At 60.9% G+C, this 19183-nt stretch carries 21 protein-coding genes; 16 read left to right on the forward strand and 5 right to left on the reverse strand.

The window, feature by feature from the left end:
• The first annotated feature begins 380 nt into the window (after window positions 1-380).
• Together ATN37_RS01865 and ATN37_RS01870 are read left to right on the forward strand one after the other, a co-directional pair.
• Window positions 381-839: a hypothetical protein gene (locus tag ATN37_RS01865; protein ID WP_182262170.1), complete on the forward strand. Its 459-nt coding sequence runs from the start codon at window positions 381-383 to the stop codon at window positions 837-839.
• Window positions 840-1629: 790 nt separating this feature from the next.
• Window positions 1630-3987 (forward strand): FtsK/SpoIIIE domain-containing protein, encoded by a 2358-nt coding sequence (locus tag ATN37_RS01870; RefSeq protein ID WP_225320448.1) that lies wholly within the window; start codon window positions 1630-1632, stop codon window positions 3985-3987.
• Between the two features lie 2 nt (window positions 3988-3989).
• On the opposite strand, the gene ATN37_RS01875 is transcribed toward ATN37_RS01870, so the two are convergent.
• Both ATN37_RS01875 and ATN37_RS01880 read right to left on the reverse strand, forming a co-directional pair.
• Window positions 3990-4904: a nucleotidyl transferase AbiEii/AbiGii toxin family protein gene (locus ATN37_RS01875; protein WP_182262168.1), complete on the reverse strand. Its 915-nt coding sequence runs from the start codon at window positions 4902-4904 to the stop codon at window positions 3990-3992.
• The gene (locus tag ATN37_RS01880) at window positions 4904-5701 is read right to left on the reverse strand and encodes a type IV toxin-antitoxin system AbiEi family antitoxin domain-containing protein (RefSeq protein WP_125053277.1); all 798 of its coding nucleotides are present in this window, start codon (window positions 5699-5701) and stop codon (window positions 4904-4906) included. The genes ATN37_RS01875 and ATN37_RS01880 overlap by 1 nt, the downstream gene beginning before the upstream one ends.
• A gap of 222 nt (window positions 5702-5923) precedes the next feature.
• On the opposite strand from ATN37_RS01880, the gene ATN37_RS01885 reads away from it, so the two are divergent.
• Entirely contained in the window at window positions 5924-6289 is a 366-nt protein-coding gene (locus ATN37_RS01885) for a hypothetical protein (RefSeq protein WP_218694654.1), read from the forward strand.
• A gap of 26 nt (window positions 6290-6315) precedes the next feature.
• Here the strand turns inward: ATN37_RS01885 and ATN37_RS01890 are convergent, their stop codons facing one another.
• Window positions 6316-6768, reverse strand: a complete 453-nt coding sequence (locus ATN37_RS01890) for a helix-turn-helix transcriptional regulator (protein ID WP_041814230.1) — start codon at window positions 6766-6768, stop codon at window positions 6316-6318.
• 200 nt (window positions 6769-6968) lie between these two features.
• Here ATN37_RS01890 and ATN37_RS01895 point away from each other — a divergent pair, with 200 nt between their 5' ends.
• The 4 genes from ATN37_RS01895 to ATN37_RS01910 all read left to right on the forward strand — a co-directional run bounded on the left by ATN37_RS01895 (window position 6969) and on the right by ATN37_RS01910 (window position 10884).
• Window positions 6969-8510 carry a hypothetical protein gene (locus ATN37_RS01895; RefSeq protein WP_182262166.1) on the forward strand — a complete coding sequence of 514 codons (1542 nt, stop codon included), beginning with the start codon at window positions 6969-6971 and terminating at the stop codon, window positions 8508-8510.
• Window positions 8511-8641: 131 nt separating this feature from the next.
• Window positions 8642-9280 carry a hypothetical protein gene (locus ATN37_RS01900; RefSeq protein WP_182262187.1) on the forward strand — a complete coding sequence of 213 codons (639 nt, stop codon included), beginning with the start codon at window positions 8642-8644 and terminating at the stop codon, window positions 9278-9280.
• A complete protein-coding gene (locus ATN37_RS01905; protein WP_256933098.1) occupies window positions 9273-9941 on the forward strand; it encodes a TetR/AcrR family transcriptional regulator in 669 nt (222 codons plus the stop codon). The genes ATN37_RS01900 and ATN37_RS01905 overlap by 8 nt, the downstream gene beginning before the upstream one ends.
• Window positions 9942-10080: 139 nt before the next feature.
• Window positions 10081-10884 carry an alpha/beta fold hydrolase gene (locus ATN37_RS01910; protein WP_125053269.1) on the forward strand — a complete coding sequence of 268 codons (804 nt, stop codon included), beginning with the start codon at window positions 10081-10083 and terminating at the stop codon, window positions 10882-10884.
• Between the two features lie 12 nt (window positions 10885-10896).
• On the opposite strand, the gene ATN37_RS32315 is transcribed toward ATN37_RS01910, so the two are convergent.
• On the reverse strand, window positions 10897-11358 hold the full coding sequence (locus ATN37_RS32315; protein WP_256933099.1) for a hypothetical protein: 462 nt from the start codon (window positions 11356-11358) through the stop codon (window positions 10897-10899).
• A gap of 587 nt (window positions 11359-11945) precedes the next feature.
• A complete protein-coding gene (locus tag ATN37_RS01920) occupies window positions 11946-12422 on the reverse strand; it encodes a helix-turn-helix transcriptional regulator (RefSeq protein ID WP_125053265.1) in 477 nt (158 codons plus the stop codon).
• A 206-nt stretch (window positions 12423-12628) separates the two neighbouring features.
• On the opposite strand from ATN37_RS01920, the gene ATN37_RS01925 reads away from it, so the two are divergent.
• The 9 genes from ATN37_RS01925 (at window position 12629) to ATN37_RS01965 (ending at window position 19172) form a co-directional block, all read left to right on the forward strand.
• Complete coding sequence (locus tag ATN37_RS01925; protein WP_125053263.1) at window positions 12629-13333, forward strand: SAF domain-containing protein; 705 nt, start codon at window positions 12629-12631, stop codon at window positions 13331-13333.
• A gap of 6 nt (window positions 13334-13339) precedes the next feature.
• Window positions 13340-14137 carry a hypothetical protein gene (locus ATN37_RS01930; RefSeq protein WP_011331693.1) on the forward strand — a complete coding sequence of 266 codons (798 nt, stop codon included), beginning with the start codon at window positions 13340-13342 and terminating at the stop codon, window positions 14135-14137.
• Window positions 14134-15780 (forward strand): ATPase, T2SS/T4P/T4SS family, encoded by a 1647-nt coding sequence (locus tag ATN37_RS01935; protein ID WP_125053261.1) that lies wholly within the window; start codon window positions 14134-14136, stop codon window positions 15778-15780. The genes ATN37_RS01930 and ATN37_RS01935 overlap by 4 nt, the downstream gene beginning before the upstream one ends.
• Window positions 15777-16658, forward strand: a complete 882-nt coding sequence (locus ATN37_RS01940; protein WP_225320446.1) for a type II secretion system F family protein — start codon at window positions 15777-15779, stop codon at window positions 16656-16658. Before ATN37_RS01935 ends, ATN37_RS01940 begins: the two co-directional genes overlap by 4 nt.
• A complete protein-coding gene (locus ATN37_RS01945) occupies window positions 16655-17554 on the forward strand; it encodes a type II secretion system F family protein (protein ID WP_218694655.1) in 900 nt (299 codons plus the stop codon). Before ATN37_RS01940 ends, ATN37_RS01945 begins: the two co-directional genes overlap by 4 nt.
• A gap of 116 nt (window positions 17555-17670) precedes the next feature.
• Window positions 17671-17925: a hypothetical protein gene (locus ATN37_RS01950; protein WP_125053257.1), complete on the forward strand. Its 255-nt coding sequence runs from the start codon at window positions 17671-17673 to the stop codon at window positions 17923-17925.
• 154 nt (window positions 17926-18079) lie between these two features.
• Window positions 18080-18337: a hypothetical protein gene (locus ATN37_RS01955; RefSeq protein WP_241199220.1), complete on the forward strand. Its 258-nt coding sequence runs from the start codon at window positions 18080-18082 to the stop codon at window positions 18335-18337.
• Window positions 18338-18404: 67 nt separating this feature from the next.
• Entirely contained in the window at window positions 18405-18719 is a 315-nt protein-coding gene (locus ATN37_RS01960) for a hypothetical protein (protein WP_125053254.1), read from the forward strand.
• 39 nt (window positions 18720-18758) lie between these two features.
• Entirely contained in the window at window positions 18759-19172 is a 414-nt protein-coding gene (locus ATN37_RS01965; protein ID WP_125053252.1) for a hypothetical protein, read from the forward strand.
• The last annotated feature ends 11 nt before the right edge of the window (window positions 19173-19183 follow it).

The following is a 19183-nucleotide window of genomic DNA, read 5'->3' on the forward strand; positions in this document are numbered from 1 at the left end:
GCACTAACGCTCTGGCTGCGATCCGGAGAGGAAATAACTGCTCGATCTGTTCGCCCCGGTGTTGTTGCCACAGCTCGACCACGCGATCTCCGCGAGGTCGGGCTCATGACGACTTTCGGATTGCAGGATCTCGCCAGCAATGTACGTTGACCAGCTCGAATGATCGTTGGCAATAACGGCCAGTGCTCGGATCCGAACATCAGCGTCGAACCCCGCCACCCGGAGACCACCGCAGATCGCCGCGCTGGATCCAACGAGTCGGCATCGGCATGTTTTTGCGTCGGTCATCTGTCTGATTCGGGCAATGCCGGCCGTTACGATCGCACCGAGCGCGAAGCTCCAGGCCGAGATTCCGGCGCCGCTGTGAGGGAGGGGTCAGGATGTTCGGTTGGAAGAAGAAGCGCAACGATTCGAAGATGACGCTCGACGATGTGATGTCGAAGCTCAGGCCTGACCTGAGTCGGGAATCGCTCGGCGTCGGGCCCGACTTTCCGGGCGTCGCCCCGAACCCGCTCATGAGCAGTGATGCACGCAAGCGCAATGCGGAACTGCGGACGGGGGTGCTTGCGCTCGGCGTTCTCGTCGACTGGCGGGAGGTCAACAGCAATCCACGCGTGGTCCTGATGTTCGACGTGGAGACCTCCGACGGCATCTTGTTTCGCGGTATCGCAGACGAAGACCTCACGATCACCGAGCTGACACGACTCGCCCCGGGACAGACGTTGCCCGTGCGCTACCGGCCGGCCGTCATGGACCACTACGTCGCCCTTGCCAGGGACGCGGGCGCCGCCCATGTGCAGCGGCTCTCCGACGAGATCGCGAGCCGCAAGCGGACCTGAACTGAAGCCATTGCCCGGGACCCCTAGGCGCGACCCGTCGCCTGGGTCAGGGTCGAAAGGCATCTGCAGGACCGGCGAGGACGTTCCCCAACTTGTGTGCCGAAACTTGCGATGCGGGAATCTGCTCGAACTTGTGTGGGTGAGACTCGCGCGAAACAGCTCGCGACCGGACACATCGCAGGCTGTTGAACAACAGGTGCGTGGCCGTTGATTGGCTAAGGGGACGGGCTTGGGACGCCCACGGGAGAAGGTTCTTTTCAGATTGTCTGTTGGCTGAGGCGTGGGATAGATGGACGGCTCGGATCCTCGTTCCGGAGCCCCGCAACCTGCTGAGCAGCGCGAATCGGTGTAGTTGCCGGGGAGAGAATTTATCCCCTACGCGGGGGGGTCGCTCCGATCCATGCTCACTTCGTTGCGCTGTTCGGAGCGTAACCCACGTGTCAAGGGGTGACGGTGTCATTTCGCTATTGATGTGAGCGCGAGTTGTTCTACGAGTTCCGCGAAGGGGAGTTGCCGTGGGAGTGCCATGGGATGCCTCCCATGAACATCTCACTCGTGGTGCATCTGATGCGGGGCGGTGTCGGATTTACACGTAGCTGTTCCGGCTTGAGTGAAAGTGGAGAGAGATTTCTTCGGCCGCGATGTCACTCAGCTCGGGTTGGCGGGATCTTCCTGCGAGTAGAAGAACCATTCGAGGCAACTGCGCGTGCGCGCGGTTGGCCGACCACAGGAGGAGCGCCATGCAGATGCAGACCGGATTCGATCGCCGTCGGGTGATCGGGGGTCGGCGATGACGAGTCCTGCGCAGGAAAAGGCTCCCGCCAGATTCGCTCGTACCCCTCGCATAAGTTCACTGCCGGCGCGGTCGCGGACTTGGGTTCGCGACAGCTTCTGCCTCGGAAGCGCGGCAGTGGGTGTCGGCGCCGGGGCGCCGCTGTTCGGGTATGCCGCCTTGTCAGTTCCGGCGGCCGCAGGACTGTCGATAGGCGCGGTGTACGCCGGAGTCGCGGGGAAGAAAAAACAACTGCGCGATGTCGAGGTCGACGAAGTAATCGAACGACTCTGCCCAGTCATGGGAATCCCGGAAGCGACGCGGGCGGTGTTGTCGGTATCGAAGTGGAGCGGAGGGACTCCGGGCGTGCCGGGAAAACTCACCGTGTATTACACGTCGGCGCAGCCGCTGAACGACGACACATGGTTCGACGACATTTGCGAGGTTTTCGAAGACCAGGGGTGGGGGTTCTTTGCACTCGCCGAGCACGATCCCAACCGTCGGCGGTTGATCTTCACGCCCGCAGCGGAGCCGGAACGAGAGCCCTCTGACAGTGAAGCGGTGGCGCGTGCAAAACGCTATGTCGGGCAACTGCTGGGACCGACCGCAACAGTGACTGCGATTGATGTCGATACCAAGACAGGTGAAGTCACCTCCATGATGGTGCGGCACGAAATCGGATCGAAGCTCGTGTCTGATGGCTATCGCACTCGTGTCGAACGCGCGATCAATGCGATGTTCCCCGGACGCTGGCGTGCAAAGTGGAACCATCACACGGACGAGGTGACGTTCGAGCAACGTGCTGCGTTCCCCGACAGCGTTTGGCTGCCCGCCCCGGACATCGACCCGGATGTCGATTTGTTGGCCAGCTACGACTCAGTGGAGATCCCCTACGGGGTCGACGAAGACGGCAACGAGGTGGTGTGGCGCCCCGCGATCGATCCGAATCTGATGCTGATCGGACCTCCCGGTAGCGGCAAGACAGTGACGGCACACAACCTGTTGGTCAACTTCTCGCGCCGCGGATGGCCGATCTGGGTGCTCGATGGAAAATATGTCGAATTCCTCGGCTTCCAGGACTGGCCCAACGTCCAAGTGGTCGCCACGACCATCGAGCAGCAAGTTGCGATGGTGCATCGTGCACGCGACTTGATGGAGTACCGCTACCAGAAGATCGTCACCGGCGAGGCAACGGAAGCGGATTTCGAACCGGTGCTGGTGTTCCTCGACGAGTGGGCGGAATTCCGCGGCAATGTCGAAGACTGGTACACCTCGGTCAAACCGAAAGGCGGCCCGAGACAACCACCGGTGCTCGCCATGCTGGCGTCGATGGCACGCAAAGCGCGTACCTCGCGAGTGCATCTGGTCTTCGGTACTCAGCGTCCCGACGCGATCTACTTCCTCGGCGACATGCGCGACAACTTCGCGATGCGCATCTCCATGGGACGGCTCTCACCTCAAGCGGCCACCATGATGTGGCAGTCTCCGACGATCGGCACGAGCGTTCCGCGCAAGTGCCGCGGGCGAGGCACCACTGTCACCGACAACTATCAGCCGCTCGAAATCCAGTGCTACCGCGTGCCGGATCCACGAAAGACCCGTGACGGTACTCCGGACGCCGATCTCCTCGACAGGCTCCGGCCACCGGTGACCAGACACCCGCGGTTGCTGATCGTTCCTCCGGAATCTCTCCCGGACATCGACGCCTCCGACGAAACGTCAGAACCCGCACCTTTGACCTATTTCGACTACGTCGCCGCTGACTGGGTCCTTGCCAGTGACCGGCCCGACCTCGACCCGGTACTCAAGCGAGCACGGATGAACCGCGATACCGATCGCCGAATCGCATCGCCGACCGCATTGTTGGGTCTGTTGGGGGCGCCCGAAACTCCGACGAAGCGACCAGCGATGGCGGACTTCGTCGACCTCGACACCTACCGCAGACCGACGCTCGCGAAAAACGATCCCGCAGCTGCGGCGGCGTTTCTCGACAAACTGGCCGATCCTGCAATCCGAACAGAACAGTCGAACCTCGACCAGACCCGAACCAGACTCACCGTCGTCAAGGAGGCGGTCGATGATGCGGCTCTAAGCGAGGAATCGGACTATGCATTCGCCAGTGGAGACGAACACGAGGACCAATACGGACCTGTCCAGGATGTTCGCGCCGCTGACGTGGCACTGGGTGATCTGTTGTTGATGGAGGACACCGACGAGTGGGTCGTTGTCGACACCGAACCCGAGCCCGACATCATCGAAGACTCGTTGCTCTCGTTGACCTGGCGCAGTGACACCGACGAGGTGGGCGATCTTGCGATTCCGGACAGTTCCTACGTCTCGATCCGCAAGCCTGTTCAGGTACCTGAACTGGTGTGACCTCAGTCGAGCTCGGCCGGCACCCACTGCCGCGCGGCGGGGTCCCATGTCCCTGTGGATCTCCGCCCCGACAGCAATGGAGACAGTGCACGGCTGAGCTCGGCGAGTGCGTCGTCGAGCGTATGAAGCTCGGATTTCAACGATGTCTTCGACGCGAGTGCACGATAGCCGGCGGCCCAGCTCGGCCCGGGAGATGCAAGCGTGTGGGGGAGTGTGAGCACGCGGCGGGTTTGTTGGGCCCGTAGTGCGTTCACAGTGTCTTTGGCGTCGACCGTGCATGAGGTGATGATGAGTAGCAGATCAACGAGATCACGGAATCGCGTTGAGGGAGTGACCTTCTGAGGCCCGTGAAGTTCGTACATCGCGCACAGTTTGTCAGCGATCTGGTCAGCGATAGGTACGACCGTGAAGGCCGGCAGCGTCGAGACGTCTGCGATCTCGACGGCAGGGCGGGGCTGTAGTCGTTCCACCGGTCCGATCAAGGTGCGTTCGATCGCAATGTCGATCGGAAAGTTTCCTACGCGCGTAGTGCCGAGATAAACGGTTGCTTTCAATTGAGCACCCCGACTGACGCCGGTCAGTGATCCTTTCGCCTCGATCTCGAAAGTGAACCGGTCCAGGTCCGGGCGGACGCTTAGAGCTCGTAGTTCGTCGACGGCACCGATGATGTCTGTTCCGGGATGAAGCAGATCGACGTCTTGGCTGTGACGGGCCCCAGGGATGCGAACGAGCATTCCACCGCCTCCGGTGAGGATCCACCGCGAATCAGGTGACGAGAACACCCTCGCCAGGAACCGCTGGGTGAAGTACTCGCGTTGAAGTTCCTCAGTCGTGCGACCGGATGTCTTTGCCTGGCTTCCCAGGCGTGCCAGCAGTGCCCGGTGAAATGCTGCTGCCGACGGATAGTGTTGTGCCACTATACGATTCCTTGTTTACGCAGCGCGCGAAGTGCGGCGGGCAGGGCGGGATCACGCAGAATATTCAGGACGCCGGGACCGTGCCCGACCTCGCCAGCGGCTTCCTCCTGGCGAGAGGCTCTCGTATCGGTCGGTGCGGACCTCAGGTCCGAGGCGGCGACATCGTCGATGAGGGCGGCGATCAACCCTGCTCCGTCACCGAGGGGTGCGCCGTAGAGGTGCGCAAATGGGCGCAGTTCGGACTCCAACTGCCCCCGCGAGACCTGATCGGTGCGCAATGCATCCCACACCACGCCAGCGAGGTGTCCACCGTCTGTTCGAGAAGATGCGAGGTCGACGATCGTCCTTGCTGTCGTCGTGACGGGCAGGCCATCGAGTAGAGACCAGTGTGTGGGGTCCAGCGTGGCGACGTGGAAACGGACTCCGTCGCTACGTGTGTTGCGCCGGCGCGGAACGGTGAACTCTGCAATGTCAGCATCGATGTCGCCGAGTTGTCTCAAGTCGGCAGCCGTTCGATGAGAGGCGACCCCGCGGGGATCGGCACTGCCGATGCGCTCTGTCGCCGAGCGTGTCGGGTCGAGTGCAAGCCACTGGGCGCGCACGTGATCGGTGGGGTGAATCGGCGTCCCTGTCAGCCGGTACACGCCATGTCTGATGCGGGTGAGGATGAATCGGTCTGCCAACCGCTTGAGGTGTTGCGCACTTACGCCCGACTCGGCGGCCTGCGCTGAGGTGAACATACCCCACTGGTCCTGGGCGAGGTCAGCCAGCGCCAGGAATCGATCATCACCTTTCATGCACCAATAATATCACTCTAGGTGTAATTATCGACGACCCAAAACGGAGTTTTAGTGATACTGCCCCGCATCGGACGCAGACCGAAAGCGTGTCAATCACCTGCCCGTCACGTGCGCCGCCCAGGGGCCGAAATTTGTTTGCCGACTCGTGTCACACAGGACGTCTCGACCGGATCTTCCTACTCGTAGAAGCCCAATTCCGGCGACACGAGGAGATCGGTCATGTTCGAGAGCCAGTCAGAACCCCAGCGGCCCACCGCGGGTACGGCGAACGCGGCAGGACTGTCTGACGCGGATCAGATGTCCCTGCTGATGGCAGCCCCACTGATCTTCGGGATCGTCGTCGGCGCCATGCCGGCCATGTCGGCAAGGGCCACGGCCTGGCTTCTCGAACACAACATGATCATCGCCGCAGCGGAATCGCCCTTGCTGGCCCTTCCTGGAGCGGAAGGCGCTGGCCTCGATATCCGCCGGCTCATCGTCGTGGCCGCAGTGCTTGCGGTAGCGGTAGCCCTGGCGGTCAGCGGCTCACGCCAGGCAGTTGATCGTCGTCGTCAGCAGCGGCTGCGAGTGGGTGATCAAGGGTGAGGAAACTCGCAGGTCCGGGATGCGCGCTAGCTGGTCTTGGGAAGGGGGCGGAGAGGTCTGGTTCGGGCTCGGATGAACGCGGCACGGATCGTCTGGATCTCCACATGCAGAGCCTCGCCCAGTGCGGTGGCGTGGCGATCGGCGAGAGTCCCTTCGCCGCGCTCGATCCTGCCGATCGTCGTGGTGCTCAGGCCTGTGCGGCCGGCGATATCCTTCTGGGTCATTCCCGCGAGATTGCGCAGGTCAGCGATCGTCCTGTTCTTCTCTGGCACGACGATCAGTTGATCAAGAGGGATGCCGAGTTGCTCAGCGGCGCGCGCCAGATGGTCAGGCGACGGTTGCGATCGTTCGGTTTCCCAATTGTGAACGGTGGTCGGGTCCACGCCGATTGCGCGGGAGAGGTCGCCACGGCTGATCTTGGCCGCGGTTCGAGCCTTTTCGAGGGCCTTCGGCTGGAAGCCGTTCAAAGGCAGTCTCACCTGGATTGTCCGTTCATCGCTGGACATCCTATTGAAGATGTAGATACCATCGTTGCATACCGGGTTTAGATTCCAGTGATAAACACCAGAACGGCCTCAACCAGCGACCATTCGCTGTTCTCGACCACCCGGTGCGCTCGAGTACGAACTGTTCACACGTACATGCGGCCTGACCAGCCGCTAACGGAAAAGAGCTTCCGATGACCACCAGCACCGCAGCACCACAACGCACGTCCGAAATCTCCAGCAGCCGACGCGGCTGCCGTTCCTCTGCACGCCAAGCGTCGGTAGCTAGACTGAATACAGCCGGAATCCCCGCCCGGTCTACTACACCCAGTCGCGACGACGGGTGGTTCCAGACATCGCGACAATCGGGTTCAGGGGGACGTGACGGGCAGGCTTGGACACCTGCCCGTCACGTCGATACATCAGTCGACCTCGCAGACGTTCGCTACCACGTCAACGCTCTGATGTGCGCCGGAATGACAACCGAGCTGATCGCTCAACTTGCATCACTGCCCGTCGAAATCATCCGGGCGTTGCGCAAGACTTCCACGACGTCAGCACCACAACGTGTCGTCGACGCCGTCCTTTCAATCACCTTCCGCCCCAGCCGCGGCCGCGATCTCACGCCGGCGGTGGGAGCACACCGACGTCTGCGTGCACTCAACGCAATGGGCTATGGAGACGGTCTCCTGGCAGCTCGTCTCGGCGTCGACATCGACGTCGTCACTGGCATGCCGACCAAGAGCCTCATCTCCAGTGGGCTATGGAAGGCGATCGCCGGTATCTACGACGAGCTGTCCATGCACCCGGGCCCGGATGCCGAAATTCGTGACCGATCACGCGCGGATGGCATCGTGCCGCCGCTCGGGTGGGACGACGACGAAATCGACAACCCCAAGGCGCGGAGTCAGGAACGAGTTCAACCGCGACACGGTGGGGGAGGTGTTCCCGTTGACGAGGCAGTCGTGATCCGCCGGCTCGGTGGGGAGCAGTTGCCGCTACGCCTCTGCGAGCGACGCGAGATCGTGCGCATTGCGTTCGAACGAGGTTGGTCTCCTTCCGAGCTCGCGGCACGGCTTTCCATCAAATACGACTCGGCAGTCACCGAATTGAGCCGCTACCGGCGCGCACTTGCACGTGATGCAGCGGCCAACAGCGATTCATCGACAGAAGAGAGTGGCCCACAGGAAACGGCCGCTGAAGTCCTTGGTGTTCGCGAAGAATCCGACGAACTGTCTCCTGTCGAGCCCCTGTCGGGTCGGGAGCTGGAACCGATCTCGCTCGACGAGGAATTGCTGGAAGATGCGACATCGAGCGCTCGCGCGTCCGCCGCGCTCAACCGGAGGGTCGAACGAGTCCAGTTGTCTGGTTCTCGGTCGGGACATAGGAATGGCGCGACACCGCTCCGCCCGCCGCGCCACATGCTGCGCACTCTGAGTACGCGGTGCCCCCGTGTAGGCCCTGGCGGCATTTCCCGCCACACATCCAGCCGAGACATACTGCGTCCCAATCCGATTGATCGATCCATCAAGCCAAATCAACATGTAGACGATGCAATGCTGCGCTCGCCATCGGCGCCCGCACGCGCCTCGCGGCGGCGAGGTCTCTTCTTCGCAGGGGCCGGCGGGAGGGCATTCACATACGGCCCCGTGGATGGTCAGCTGCGGCGAGAGGTAAACCGTGGCAGTCAACCGCAGGGATACTTGCGCCCGATCGACATTGCCGACACCGGCTGAAGTACATCTCGGCAAGATCTCCATTGGACGCTGAAAAGCGTTTCTTGACAGCGGATTACAAAATCGCATCACGTTCTATTCATATACAGACATCTCCGGTCTCGACCCGAGACCCCAGACGGGACCTGCTCATGAACACGACATTCGCCTCCGCGCTCAACACCATGACACCCGGCGACGCTGTTATGTGTCTTGCTGCCGGAACGGTCGAGCTTGCTCTCGATGACGCACCGGAATCAATGCGCTGGCACTGGTTCGCCGATCTCCTCGACTCGCAATGGGGGTTAACCGGCAGGCTCGCGCCCATCGTGACCGAGCCGGTCATGTCCGAACTGGAGCAAGCTGCCCGTATGTGCCACGCCGCAGCACAGCATCCGCTAGACCCGCAGGTCTGGATATCGGCATACCAATCCACAACAGCGCTGGTAGAAGACCCTGCGGTGATCTCAGCAGACGCCCTGCACCTCGCGCTCTCCGCAGCCAACGACATCGCACTGGAAGCAATGGACACTCCGCATCCTGATTTTTCGGTCGCCGTCACGCTGGCATTCGAAGCGCTGACATCGGTGGTGGCCGTCGACCGCGAGGTGTCCAGAAGTTGGATTCTGACTGCAATCGGAGAATGGGTCGCGAGGACAGAATCGGATCAGTCAGGCCTCCGATCTGCACAATCGCGCACTAACGCTGACAATAGGCAGATTGCAAATGCTTCCGTTGTTTCTGCAGGATGTAGCGAGAAGACACTGCTGAAAGTGAGAGGGAATGCGTGAAACCGTCGTCCAATCAGAGCCGATGAGTCCAGGTCATTTCGGTTCACCCAGCCCATCCGTCGTCGGGGGCGCGGTCAAAGGAAGGCGACGGCAGAAACGGGCGGGGATTACTCGCGAGAAAATCGTCGACGCCGCCGCACGTCAGTTCGATGCTTGTGGATTTGCCGCGGCAAGTATCAACACCATCATCGAAAACGGGAACCTGACCAAAGGTGCAATATATTTCCATTTCTCTTCCAAAGAGGAACTGGCACAACAGGTTATCGAACGATGGTCAAATATGGTGAATGACGAGTACGTGGCTCTCGGAGAGGCTGGTGATAGGTCCCCCTACCGCCAGCTGGTGCGGTTCTGCAGCGAGATGGCGCACCGTATCGATGCCGATCCCATCCTGCGTGCTGGGTTACTTCTCACTGTCGAACCATCCGTTACGGGCGGGAAAACTGCATATATGAAGTGGCACAAGAGCATTGATGAATTGGTTGTCCGCTCCATAGAGTCAGGCGAGATAAGCGACCGTCCCGCAAGCTACCGACTATCTGATCAGGTGTGCGCGACATTCATTGGCGGGGCTCAACTTCATTCGGTTGATGTGGGCTCACCCAATCTGCGAACACGGATAGTCGACGTGTTCGACGGACTTACCGGCGGTCCGGACTAGCCGAAACCTCGCCTTCTACGCCGCCCCGCAGAGGCCCTGGATCTTCCCACGGAGCCTGAAAATCTACCGCGCCCGTGTTGTATGCACGTGAGCGGACTCGAATCCCCGGTCGGAAAAGGTCACCCCTAGTATCGGGTTCGTGCCGAACGTGAGAACGCCCGACGCCGATATCTATTACACCGACAGTGGGGGAGAGGGGCCCGTCCTGCTGCTCGGGCATGGATTCTTCATGGATTCGTCGATGTTCGCCCCGCAGATCGATGCCCTCGCCAGCAATGTCAGGGTGGTTGCCTGGGACTCGCGCAGACACGGACGAACAACCGATCACGGCGCCGCATTCACGTATTGGGATTTGGCTCGAGACTCCCTGGCGGTCCTCGACGATCTCGAGATCGAGACAGCAATCGTCGGCGGAATGTCGCAGGGCGGCTACACCGCGCTACGGACGGCTTTGCTCGCTCCCGAGAGAGTCCAAGCGCTCCTGCTACTCGACACCGAAGCATCTGCCTGCACCGATGGCGAGAAAGCCGGATACAAGGCCATGTTCGATCAGTGGTGCAGCGATGCCCCGATCGAACCGCTTGTCGAAGCTCTGGCACCACAATTGATCGGCGGTGACTCGCGAGAGTCGTGGGCGCCGTGGATCGAGAAATGGACGACAAGCGATCGTCGAGCGATTCGACCGGCCGCAGAGTGCTTGATCGAACGCGACGATGTCGTCGACCGGTTGAGTGCTATCGAGGTGCCGGCGTTGATCATCCGTGGCGAACACGACATGTCCGCGCCTGCGGCCAAAGCAAAACAGTTGTACGACCATTTACCGCTCGCAGTTCCAGTCCTCACCATTCCTGGCGCAGGTCACGCAGCCAATTGGACCCACCCGCAGCCCGTGAACGAGACCATCGCGGCCTTCGTGACGATGGTTGAAACAGGCTGGCTGTAGAAGTTTGAGCAGCTATTCGGTTCCCGGGATTCGCACGCCTAGGTACATCTGTACGGGGTAGTCACCACGCATTTCCGTGTGTACCTGGACATGAACGCGGTATTCCTCGCCGGTGTCGGCATCGCGCAGATGCATGAATGGCTGGTGTCGGCCGAATCGAACATCCTCTTTGCCCCACAGGCGCCGAAATGCAGGGAACTTGCTCAGTTCTTCCAGGGTTTCGATCGCCCATTCAGGGTTGTAATAGCGTCCCATCAATGCGCGGAACCAGTTCACCGTCAAGGTCGTCTCGGCTTCCCACTCCACCATGACTTGCTTGGACTGCGGTGTGGAGAAGAACCAGCGCAAAACATTGCCGTCGTCGAGAAGGCCTGGAAAGGCGCGATCATAGGCAGCGTTGCATTCGATGACATTCCATCGCTCATCCAGATAAGCCACCAGATGTGGATTGAGCGCTGTGATGACCGTGCGCATCTCGGGTGTGATGAGTGATCGGTATTGCTCGATCGTCCACGGGGTGGTCGATGTTTCCCGTTCCGTTTGAGTGCGGCGAGCAAGGTTGTACAGGTGTCGGCGCTGGGCCGGATCGAGGCCGAGTTCCCGTGATGCTGCTTCCAGAAATTTGACTGAAGGGTTCGGCTATTCGTTACGTTCGATCTGCGTGATATGGCTCACGCTCCAGAAAATATTCGCCGCGAATTCGCTCCTCGTCAGACCGTCCGGGTGCTGCGGTGTGGATCTGGTGCGCAACGCGCGCAGGTAATCGCCCAGGTTGGGCGGTCGGACGGTATCCATGCATGACCTTTCGTGAGTATCTGTAACGAGACAAACACCCAAAAGCTGACCTACGGCGAAAAGTCAATACTCGCAGGTAACACTCTTTAGTGGTACCGACCAGACTCGCGCCGGTAACACAAACCTGCTGTGCTGTTTCGCGAAAGACTCACAGCTGCGTGGCAGGCAGGAGAGTGAAACCAGCAGGGAGGCGAGTCAACACCGGGGTGGGGAGACCCTCGGAGTTGCTCCAGAGGGGGATAGCCATGCCACGTTTACGGCGAGGCTCAAGCAGGCGTTCCAGGAGGTCGCCGCTTGGCCTTCATGTACGCCCGATTCACCTGTTCCCCAGAAATCCCCAACGCCTCCGCCAAAGCAGTCTGGATCTTGTCGGTGAGGGCGATCTCACCGCGTTCGATGCGCGTGATCGTCGTAGTCGTCAACCCGCACACTTTGCCGAGCTGGGGTTGGGTAAGTCCGACCAAGCATCGATAGTCACTGAGAAAGCGCTCCTCTGGATCCGTGACGACGACGTCGCCGACTTGGATGTTCAACGCATTCGCGGCTCTGGCCAGGAAATCTATCTGAGGAGACACGGCGCCGATCTCCCAGTTGCGGATGGTCGCGGCGGTCGTGTCCGCCAGGCGGGCGACATCGCCACGGGACATCCGAGCTGCCTTTCGGGCAGCTGCGAATGCGTCTTTATCGAAGCCGCGCAGGACGTTGCGGCTCATCGGATTGGTCCGTCCATCGCTAGACACCATGCCGCAACCCTTCTAATATGCCATCCAGATTGGCTTTTAGATTTGTCACCAAGATTGACAGGGATTGCGGCGAACGTACCGCCACCGAAAAGCCGAGGCAAACCGTTCTGCAGCGCAGTTGGCGCCAGCCAGTCCAGGTCCCGACCTACTGTCCCCGTACGACCTGCCCACCCTGTCCACTCGTCCACTGTGAAGGACCACCACACATGGCATCCCTACTGACCAAAAAGATCGATTCCATCCGCTCGTCCGGTGACAAACAACCAGCACATAACGGCGCAGACCCGGATAGCCCACCCGACCTGACTACCCGCGCGCGAGTGCGCAGACGCCCGATCTACCTTGCAATCGGCGTCGCCCTTGTCGTCGTCGCCGTCATCGGCATGCTCGCCGCAGTCAGCGCGATGCGCGCCACGACCGACGTTCTCGTCCTCGCGCGCGACGTCCAACAGGGCCAAATCATCGAATCGAAGGACCTCGCGGTGAAAACCGTCAACGTCGACGCCGACCTGGGTGCCCTCTCGGCGGGTGAACGAGGTCGTGTCATCGGAATGAGTGCCGGCACTCGATTGCCGGCAGGAACAGTGCTGATGCCCGCGGCCGTCACCGACCAGGTGGTGCCCGGAGAAGGCTTGACGATGGTCGGCATCACCGTGGGATACCCACACCTACCGTCGGAAGCAATTCTTCCCGGAGACATGATTCGCGTCGTAGACACCCCCCGAGAAGGCGATGACCCGCCGGTTACGGGACCTATCAACACAAAGGCGCAGGTCTACTCGACGACCACGATCGCGGAAGCGGGCGAAACCACTCTCAACCTCCTGGTCCCGGAAGCCGAAGCAAACTGGGTCGCCGCGCGGGCTGCGACCAAGCGCGTGTCCATCGTCCTCGACAACCGAGTGCGGTGATTTCCCATGTACCTCGCACTCATCTCTGCATCCGGGGCACCAGGAGTCTCCACGACAGCACTCGCTCTGGCCTTGAATTCACCAAGTAAGAACACGCTCTTGGTCGAAGCTGATCCAATCGGATCCTCGCCCGTGCTGGCCGGATACCTCCTCGGCGGCCGCTACCACGACAAATCATTGATCAACCTCGTCGACGCCAACCGCCACGGACGCCTCAAATCAGCGCTGGCCTCCGAGGTGATCACCTTCCCCGACACCACGGTCTCTGTCCTCCCTGGCCTTCTACATTCCGCTCAAGTCGATGCAATGCGCGGCGTCTGGAGTCCACTCGGAATCCATCTCGCAGGACTTGCCGTCGACGATGCCAACGTCATCGTCGACGCCGGCCGGATCGGACAACACGGCTCACCTGTCGAAATGATCGTCAGCGCCACGACCATTGCCATCGTTACCCGCACGACCCGTCCGGCACTGGCGGCGCTGCGCGCTTCGATCAACGGATTGCGTCAACAACTGTCAGCGACACAGTCCACGGCAAGCCTCGGACTCATCCTCATCGGTGAATCTCCGTACAACGCCGACGAAGTAGCCAAGGTCACGGGACTCGATGTCATCGCCGTCATCCCGGATTCGAAGGACGCGAAGGTCTTCTCCGACGGCGAGGTGCTGACCAAGTGGCGCCGCCGCCGATCGCTGTATCTCCATGCGCTGCACCGAACCACGTGGCCCAAGATCGAAAAGTTCGCGGCCACCCACCAGGCCGACTGGAAGTCCAGCCTCGCCGTGACAGGAGACCGACGATGACAACTGACGAGACAGCACAGAGTACGCACAAGAACATCACCGATCTCCCGTTCTTCTCCGCGACGCTTCCTTCCGTCGATCAGCACTCGGCTTCCCCCGAACCAGTAACCCCGGTGTCGGCAGAGACCGCTGATTTCTTCCGCACCAACCACCTTCACGACCTACCTCCAGCACCACGGCATAGTCCTCCGGACGAGGCCGTGCGGTCGCGGCGGAGTACGCCCCCGAAAATCGCGGTCGACCGACAACTCGTCCGCGCCCTGCAGCGAGAAGCGGCCGAGCTACTGCGCGAACACCGCACCAAGCGTGACCGAGAGCTCAACGATCCGAAGAACACCAAACTCGTCGTGCCGTTCACCGAAGACGAAGAACGCGAATACGGCCGAGAAACAATCACCGGATTGGTGAAAAACCACGTCCAACAGACGATCCGCTCCGGCGGCGAAGCCTTCAACCTCGACCAAGAACATGCCCTCATCAAGGCGATCTTCGACGCCCAGTTCCGCCTCGGGCCCCTCCAAGATCTCGTCGAAGAACCCGACATCACCGACATCTACCTCAACGGTGACGCCGTATACGTCAAATACCCCGACGGACACTACGAATACCGAGCTTCCGTCGTCGACAGCGGCGACGAACTTCTCGAGTGGATGAGCCTGCTCGCATCCAGGGCCGATAACGGTGGCAGGCCCTTCTCCAGAATCAATCCCTCGCTTCGACTCAACATGCAAGGCAACCATCGACTTTCGGTCCTGGGGTACACCACCATCCGGCCCTCCGTCGCGATCCGCATCCACCGCCTGACCAACATCACCCTCGAGCAGCTATCGCTCGATCACCACATGATGCCTCCGGAACTTGCGCACATCCTCGGATGCGCCATGCGAGGCGGAGCGTCGACCGGCGTCGGCGGCGGAATGGGTTTCGGCAAAACGACATTCGCCCGCGCTCTCGCCAACGCACTCCCCGTTCACACACGAATCGGAGTGGCCGAAACCGAACGAGAACTCTTCCTCGACGAACTGCCCGGCCGGCGAGACTTCGTCGTCGACGCCGAAATGATCATGGGCGGTGGCGAACGCGGTCCAGACGGACAGCTCGCCGGCGGCTTCAGCCTGAGCGCAATTCTCTATGAGTTCGTCCGCCAGGGACTCGACTACCTCGTAGTCGGCGAAATCGCCGGCCACGAGATCCTCGCCCTGGTCAAGGCGCTCCAAACAGCCAATGGTGGCCTTTTCACTACCCACGCCTACACCGCCCGCGGCGTCATCGACCGACTCGCCAACCTCGCCCAAGAGCCCCCGATGAACGCCACCGCGGAATACATCGAACGGCAGCTGGCAGAACACGTCGATGTGATCGTTCAGTTGGCGACGAAGGTCAGGGTCAACCGCGAAGGCACCACAACCGCAGTCCGGTATGTCTCCGAAGTCGTCTACGTCGAACCTGGCGACGACAAGCTACCCAGCTTTTCCACCATCTACCGCGGATACTCCGACGGCACAGGGGTATTCGGCACCATCCCACAGCCGCTGCTACGCAAGCTTCTCGCCGGCGGATTCAAGAGACTGAACCTCCCCTCCGACACTCTTCGGAGTTTCGACGAAGAACGTGAACTCTTCGACGACGAAGGAGCTGCATGATGTACCAGCAAATCGGCGTTTTCCTCGTCCTGCTTCTGTGCGCGGGAGTCGGCTGCCTTGTCCTGGGGTGGAGGGACCGCCGCGATCCCACAGCCCCCACTCGGCAGCGTCCACGTAAGGGCGAAAGAGTAAAGATATCCGGGACCACCCAAATGCTCCTGGCGGTAGGGATCGTGGCAGGTGCCAGCGTCTACTACCTGAGTGGATGGCTCTTCACGCTCTTCCTCGTCCCGGCCCTTCTCGTGGGTCTGCCCTACCTCCTGAGCCGACCGGAAGCGGAACACCAGATCCGCCGTCTGTCCGCGATGGACGAATGGACGCGCAACTTGTCGAGCAGCATGCGAGCTGGCTCCGGAATCGAACACACCATCATCTCGACTCCTATCCCGGAAACGCTCAAAGACGAGATCACTGCCTTCATCAACAGGCTCCGCAACAATGTCCCACCGGCCGAAGCGGTCACACGATTTGCATCCGACCTCAACGACAGCGTCGGAGATAAGATCTGCGGCGCCCTCCTCCTTGCCATGCAACTGCGTGGTGTCGGTCTGGCCAATGTTCTCGAAGGCCTCGCCGAAGACGTGGGCGATACCGTCGCCCGCCGCCGGCGCATCGAAGCGGACCGCAAATCGACTCGAACACAAGCCAAATGGGTCACCATCATCACCATCGCCGTCCTTGCTGCAGCTTTCGCCTTCACGAATTTCATGGAGCCATACCGTTCAGGCGGCATGCAGATCGTCCTACTGATCCTGCTGACGCTCTTCGCTGCAGATCTGTACTGGATGAAACAAGCCACCAAGCCGCCGACCTACCCGCGGTTCATCGGAACCAATGACCGCGTCGAACGCACTGACCTTGTAGGAGCGCAGCGATGAGTATCACCATGACGATCATCGTCTATACCAGCGTCGGCACAATCGGCATCTATCTCGTCGCCCTGTACTTCCTGCGAACCCAACCTGCCCTCACCGACGTGATGTCCAGGATGTCCGGACCCGCGCCGGAGAAGGCAAGTACAGCAGGGACATCACTCGTCGACGGGCTCGCCAACAAGCTCGGCCTGCGCGTACATCCCTACCTACAAGACAGCCGATTCCTCACCCTCCCCACATCGGACCTCTCACTGCTGCACAAAGATCCGGCGCACGTACTCGGCGAAAAACTTGTCGCGGCATTCTTCGGTCTGTTGATCTTCCCGATACTGAATCTGGTTCTGACCGCGTTCGGATTGGGATTGGCATGGTCGATGCCGGCGATCCTCTCACTCGCGACCGCCGTCTTCCTCTTCGTGATTCCCGACATCGACATTCGGCGCCGCGCAGCTGCGGCTCGCGCCGAATTCGCACAAGCCCTCAGCTCCTACATCGACCTGGTCGCGCTATGCCGACGAGGCGGAATCGGATCCACGCAATCCCTCGAGATCGCCGCCCAAGTCGGAGACAGCTGGGTGTTCCTACGACTGGACGAGGAACTGTACGAAGCCGGCCGCTCCGGCGAAGCGCCCTGGAGTGCCCTCACTCGCGTCTCTCAGCAGCTCGGACTCGCAGAACTCGGCGACCTCGCAGACATCATGACGATGACAGGCGACAAAGGCGCCAGCGTCTACACCTCACTGCGAGCCAAAGCCGCCAGCCTGCGTTCCGCACAAACCTCCGCTGAACAGTCCGCCGCCGTCGAGGCAACAGAGAAGCTCGCCATGCCCCTCGCCGGCCTCGCCGGCCTGTTCATGGCACTACTCCTGATCCCGGCCGTGACCGTCATCAGCGGCTAACCAACAACAAGAAAGGAATGCCCTCTGAACAGGCAAAACAAAGAAGGACCCATCGACCGGACTCATCCAGTCCAGGACAACTGCTACACATCCAGCACACCAATAAGGAGCACGCCATGACCACCAAGGCCATCACCACCACCCGACGCGCAACCCGCGCTGCCATCACCTCGTACCTCGCACTCACGATGATGTTCGTCGCCGCACTCGCAGGCAGCCTTCTGCAGCGTGCAGGCGGTAAAAATTCGGACCGTGGTCCGTCCACCCTCGAGTACGTCATCCTCGCCGGAATCTTCGCCGTCGCGGCCATCGCTGCCGGCGCTGTAGTCGTCCAGAAGATCCAGTCCCGCGCGGACTCCATCCCCGACTGAAACTGCCGAGCGCAGTTCGGATGCTGGAGAACAAAACCATGGGCCTATCGGTAGCGCTGAGGACATGGAGTGCAACGTCGCTCTCCAGTGCTCGGCGCTATCGATGCACGACCTCAGGCGGCAGTAACCGCATGGGACAGGAGGAAATGCTGTGATGACGATTTTGACAGCGGTAGCGGTTCTCTTGCTGTTCGGAATGCTGCTCCTCATCATCCTTCTAGATGGGTCACCGCTGGAGGAAGTGATTTTGTGGGCGGGGTGGTCAGTTATGGTGCTGGCACTTTCTTTCTGCGTATTGGGCCTGTTTTGGGGAGCCGTGGCCGCAGTCGGTGTCGTCGCACTCGCGGGGGGCGCTTCCTACGTTTATCGCTACGCCACCTTCCGTCGTGATCGTTCGTTGCCGAACGAGTGATTTGGATCTGCGTCATACGAACAGAATTCACAGACCTACAAGCCCTGAGGGGTGAAGGAGAAGGCCAATGATTATCACGATCATCGTATTGGCAGTGACGAGCTATCTCCTGGTGTTCGGGGCCTTCTACATCTCGGATGACGGGTTGAAGTTCTATTTGCCGCCCATGGTTGCGGCGCTCGCCGTCCCCACGTTGACGCTCGGGAGTTTCAATGTAATCACGGACGAGAAGACCTCGGGCATAGCCCAGCTCGGCATACTTGCGGCCGCATTTTCTCTCTCCATAGCCCTCGTCGTTGCCGCGATGTGGACTGCCATGTTCGCGCGCAATCGCGTCGACACCAAGCGCAGTACCGCAGCCCAAAAAGGGCTCGCCACCTAGCCCACCCTCGCCAACCGGACCGCAGAGAAACGGACAGTCATGACACTGGAACAGCTGATCGACCGGTGGCGCCACGACGACCGGGGCCCCACGACGCTCGTCACCGTCATCGCGATGGTCGCTTTCCTGATGATGTTCTCCGTGATGCTGCAAACCGCCCTGTTCTTCCATGGACGAGACGTCGCAAACACCTGCGCCGAAAAAGCATTGCAAGCCACGCGTTCTCAGCAAGGGAACCAGGCGCTCGGCCTCGCCGCAGCGAACGCGTGCATCGCGAAATCCGGATCGGGTGACCTTCAATCGCCGGTCGTGTCGGTGAACAAGACACTCCGCGAGACCACGGTCACGATCACCGGAAAGTCCCCGTCCCTCGTACCGGGGTTGGAATTCGCCATCACCGTCGACCACACCAAACCCACTGAGCGCGTGACCAATCCCGGAGGTGTCGGATGAAGCTGAGCCAG

Origin of the sequence: Rhodococcus sp. MH15, assembly GCF_019266045.1 — a bacterium.
In the GTDB taxonomy this organism is placed as follows: Bacteria; Actinomycetota; Actinomycetes; order Mycobacteriales; family Mycobacteriaceae; genus Rhodococcus_F; species Rhodococcus_F qingshengii.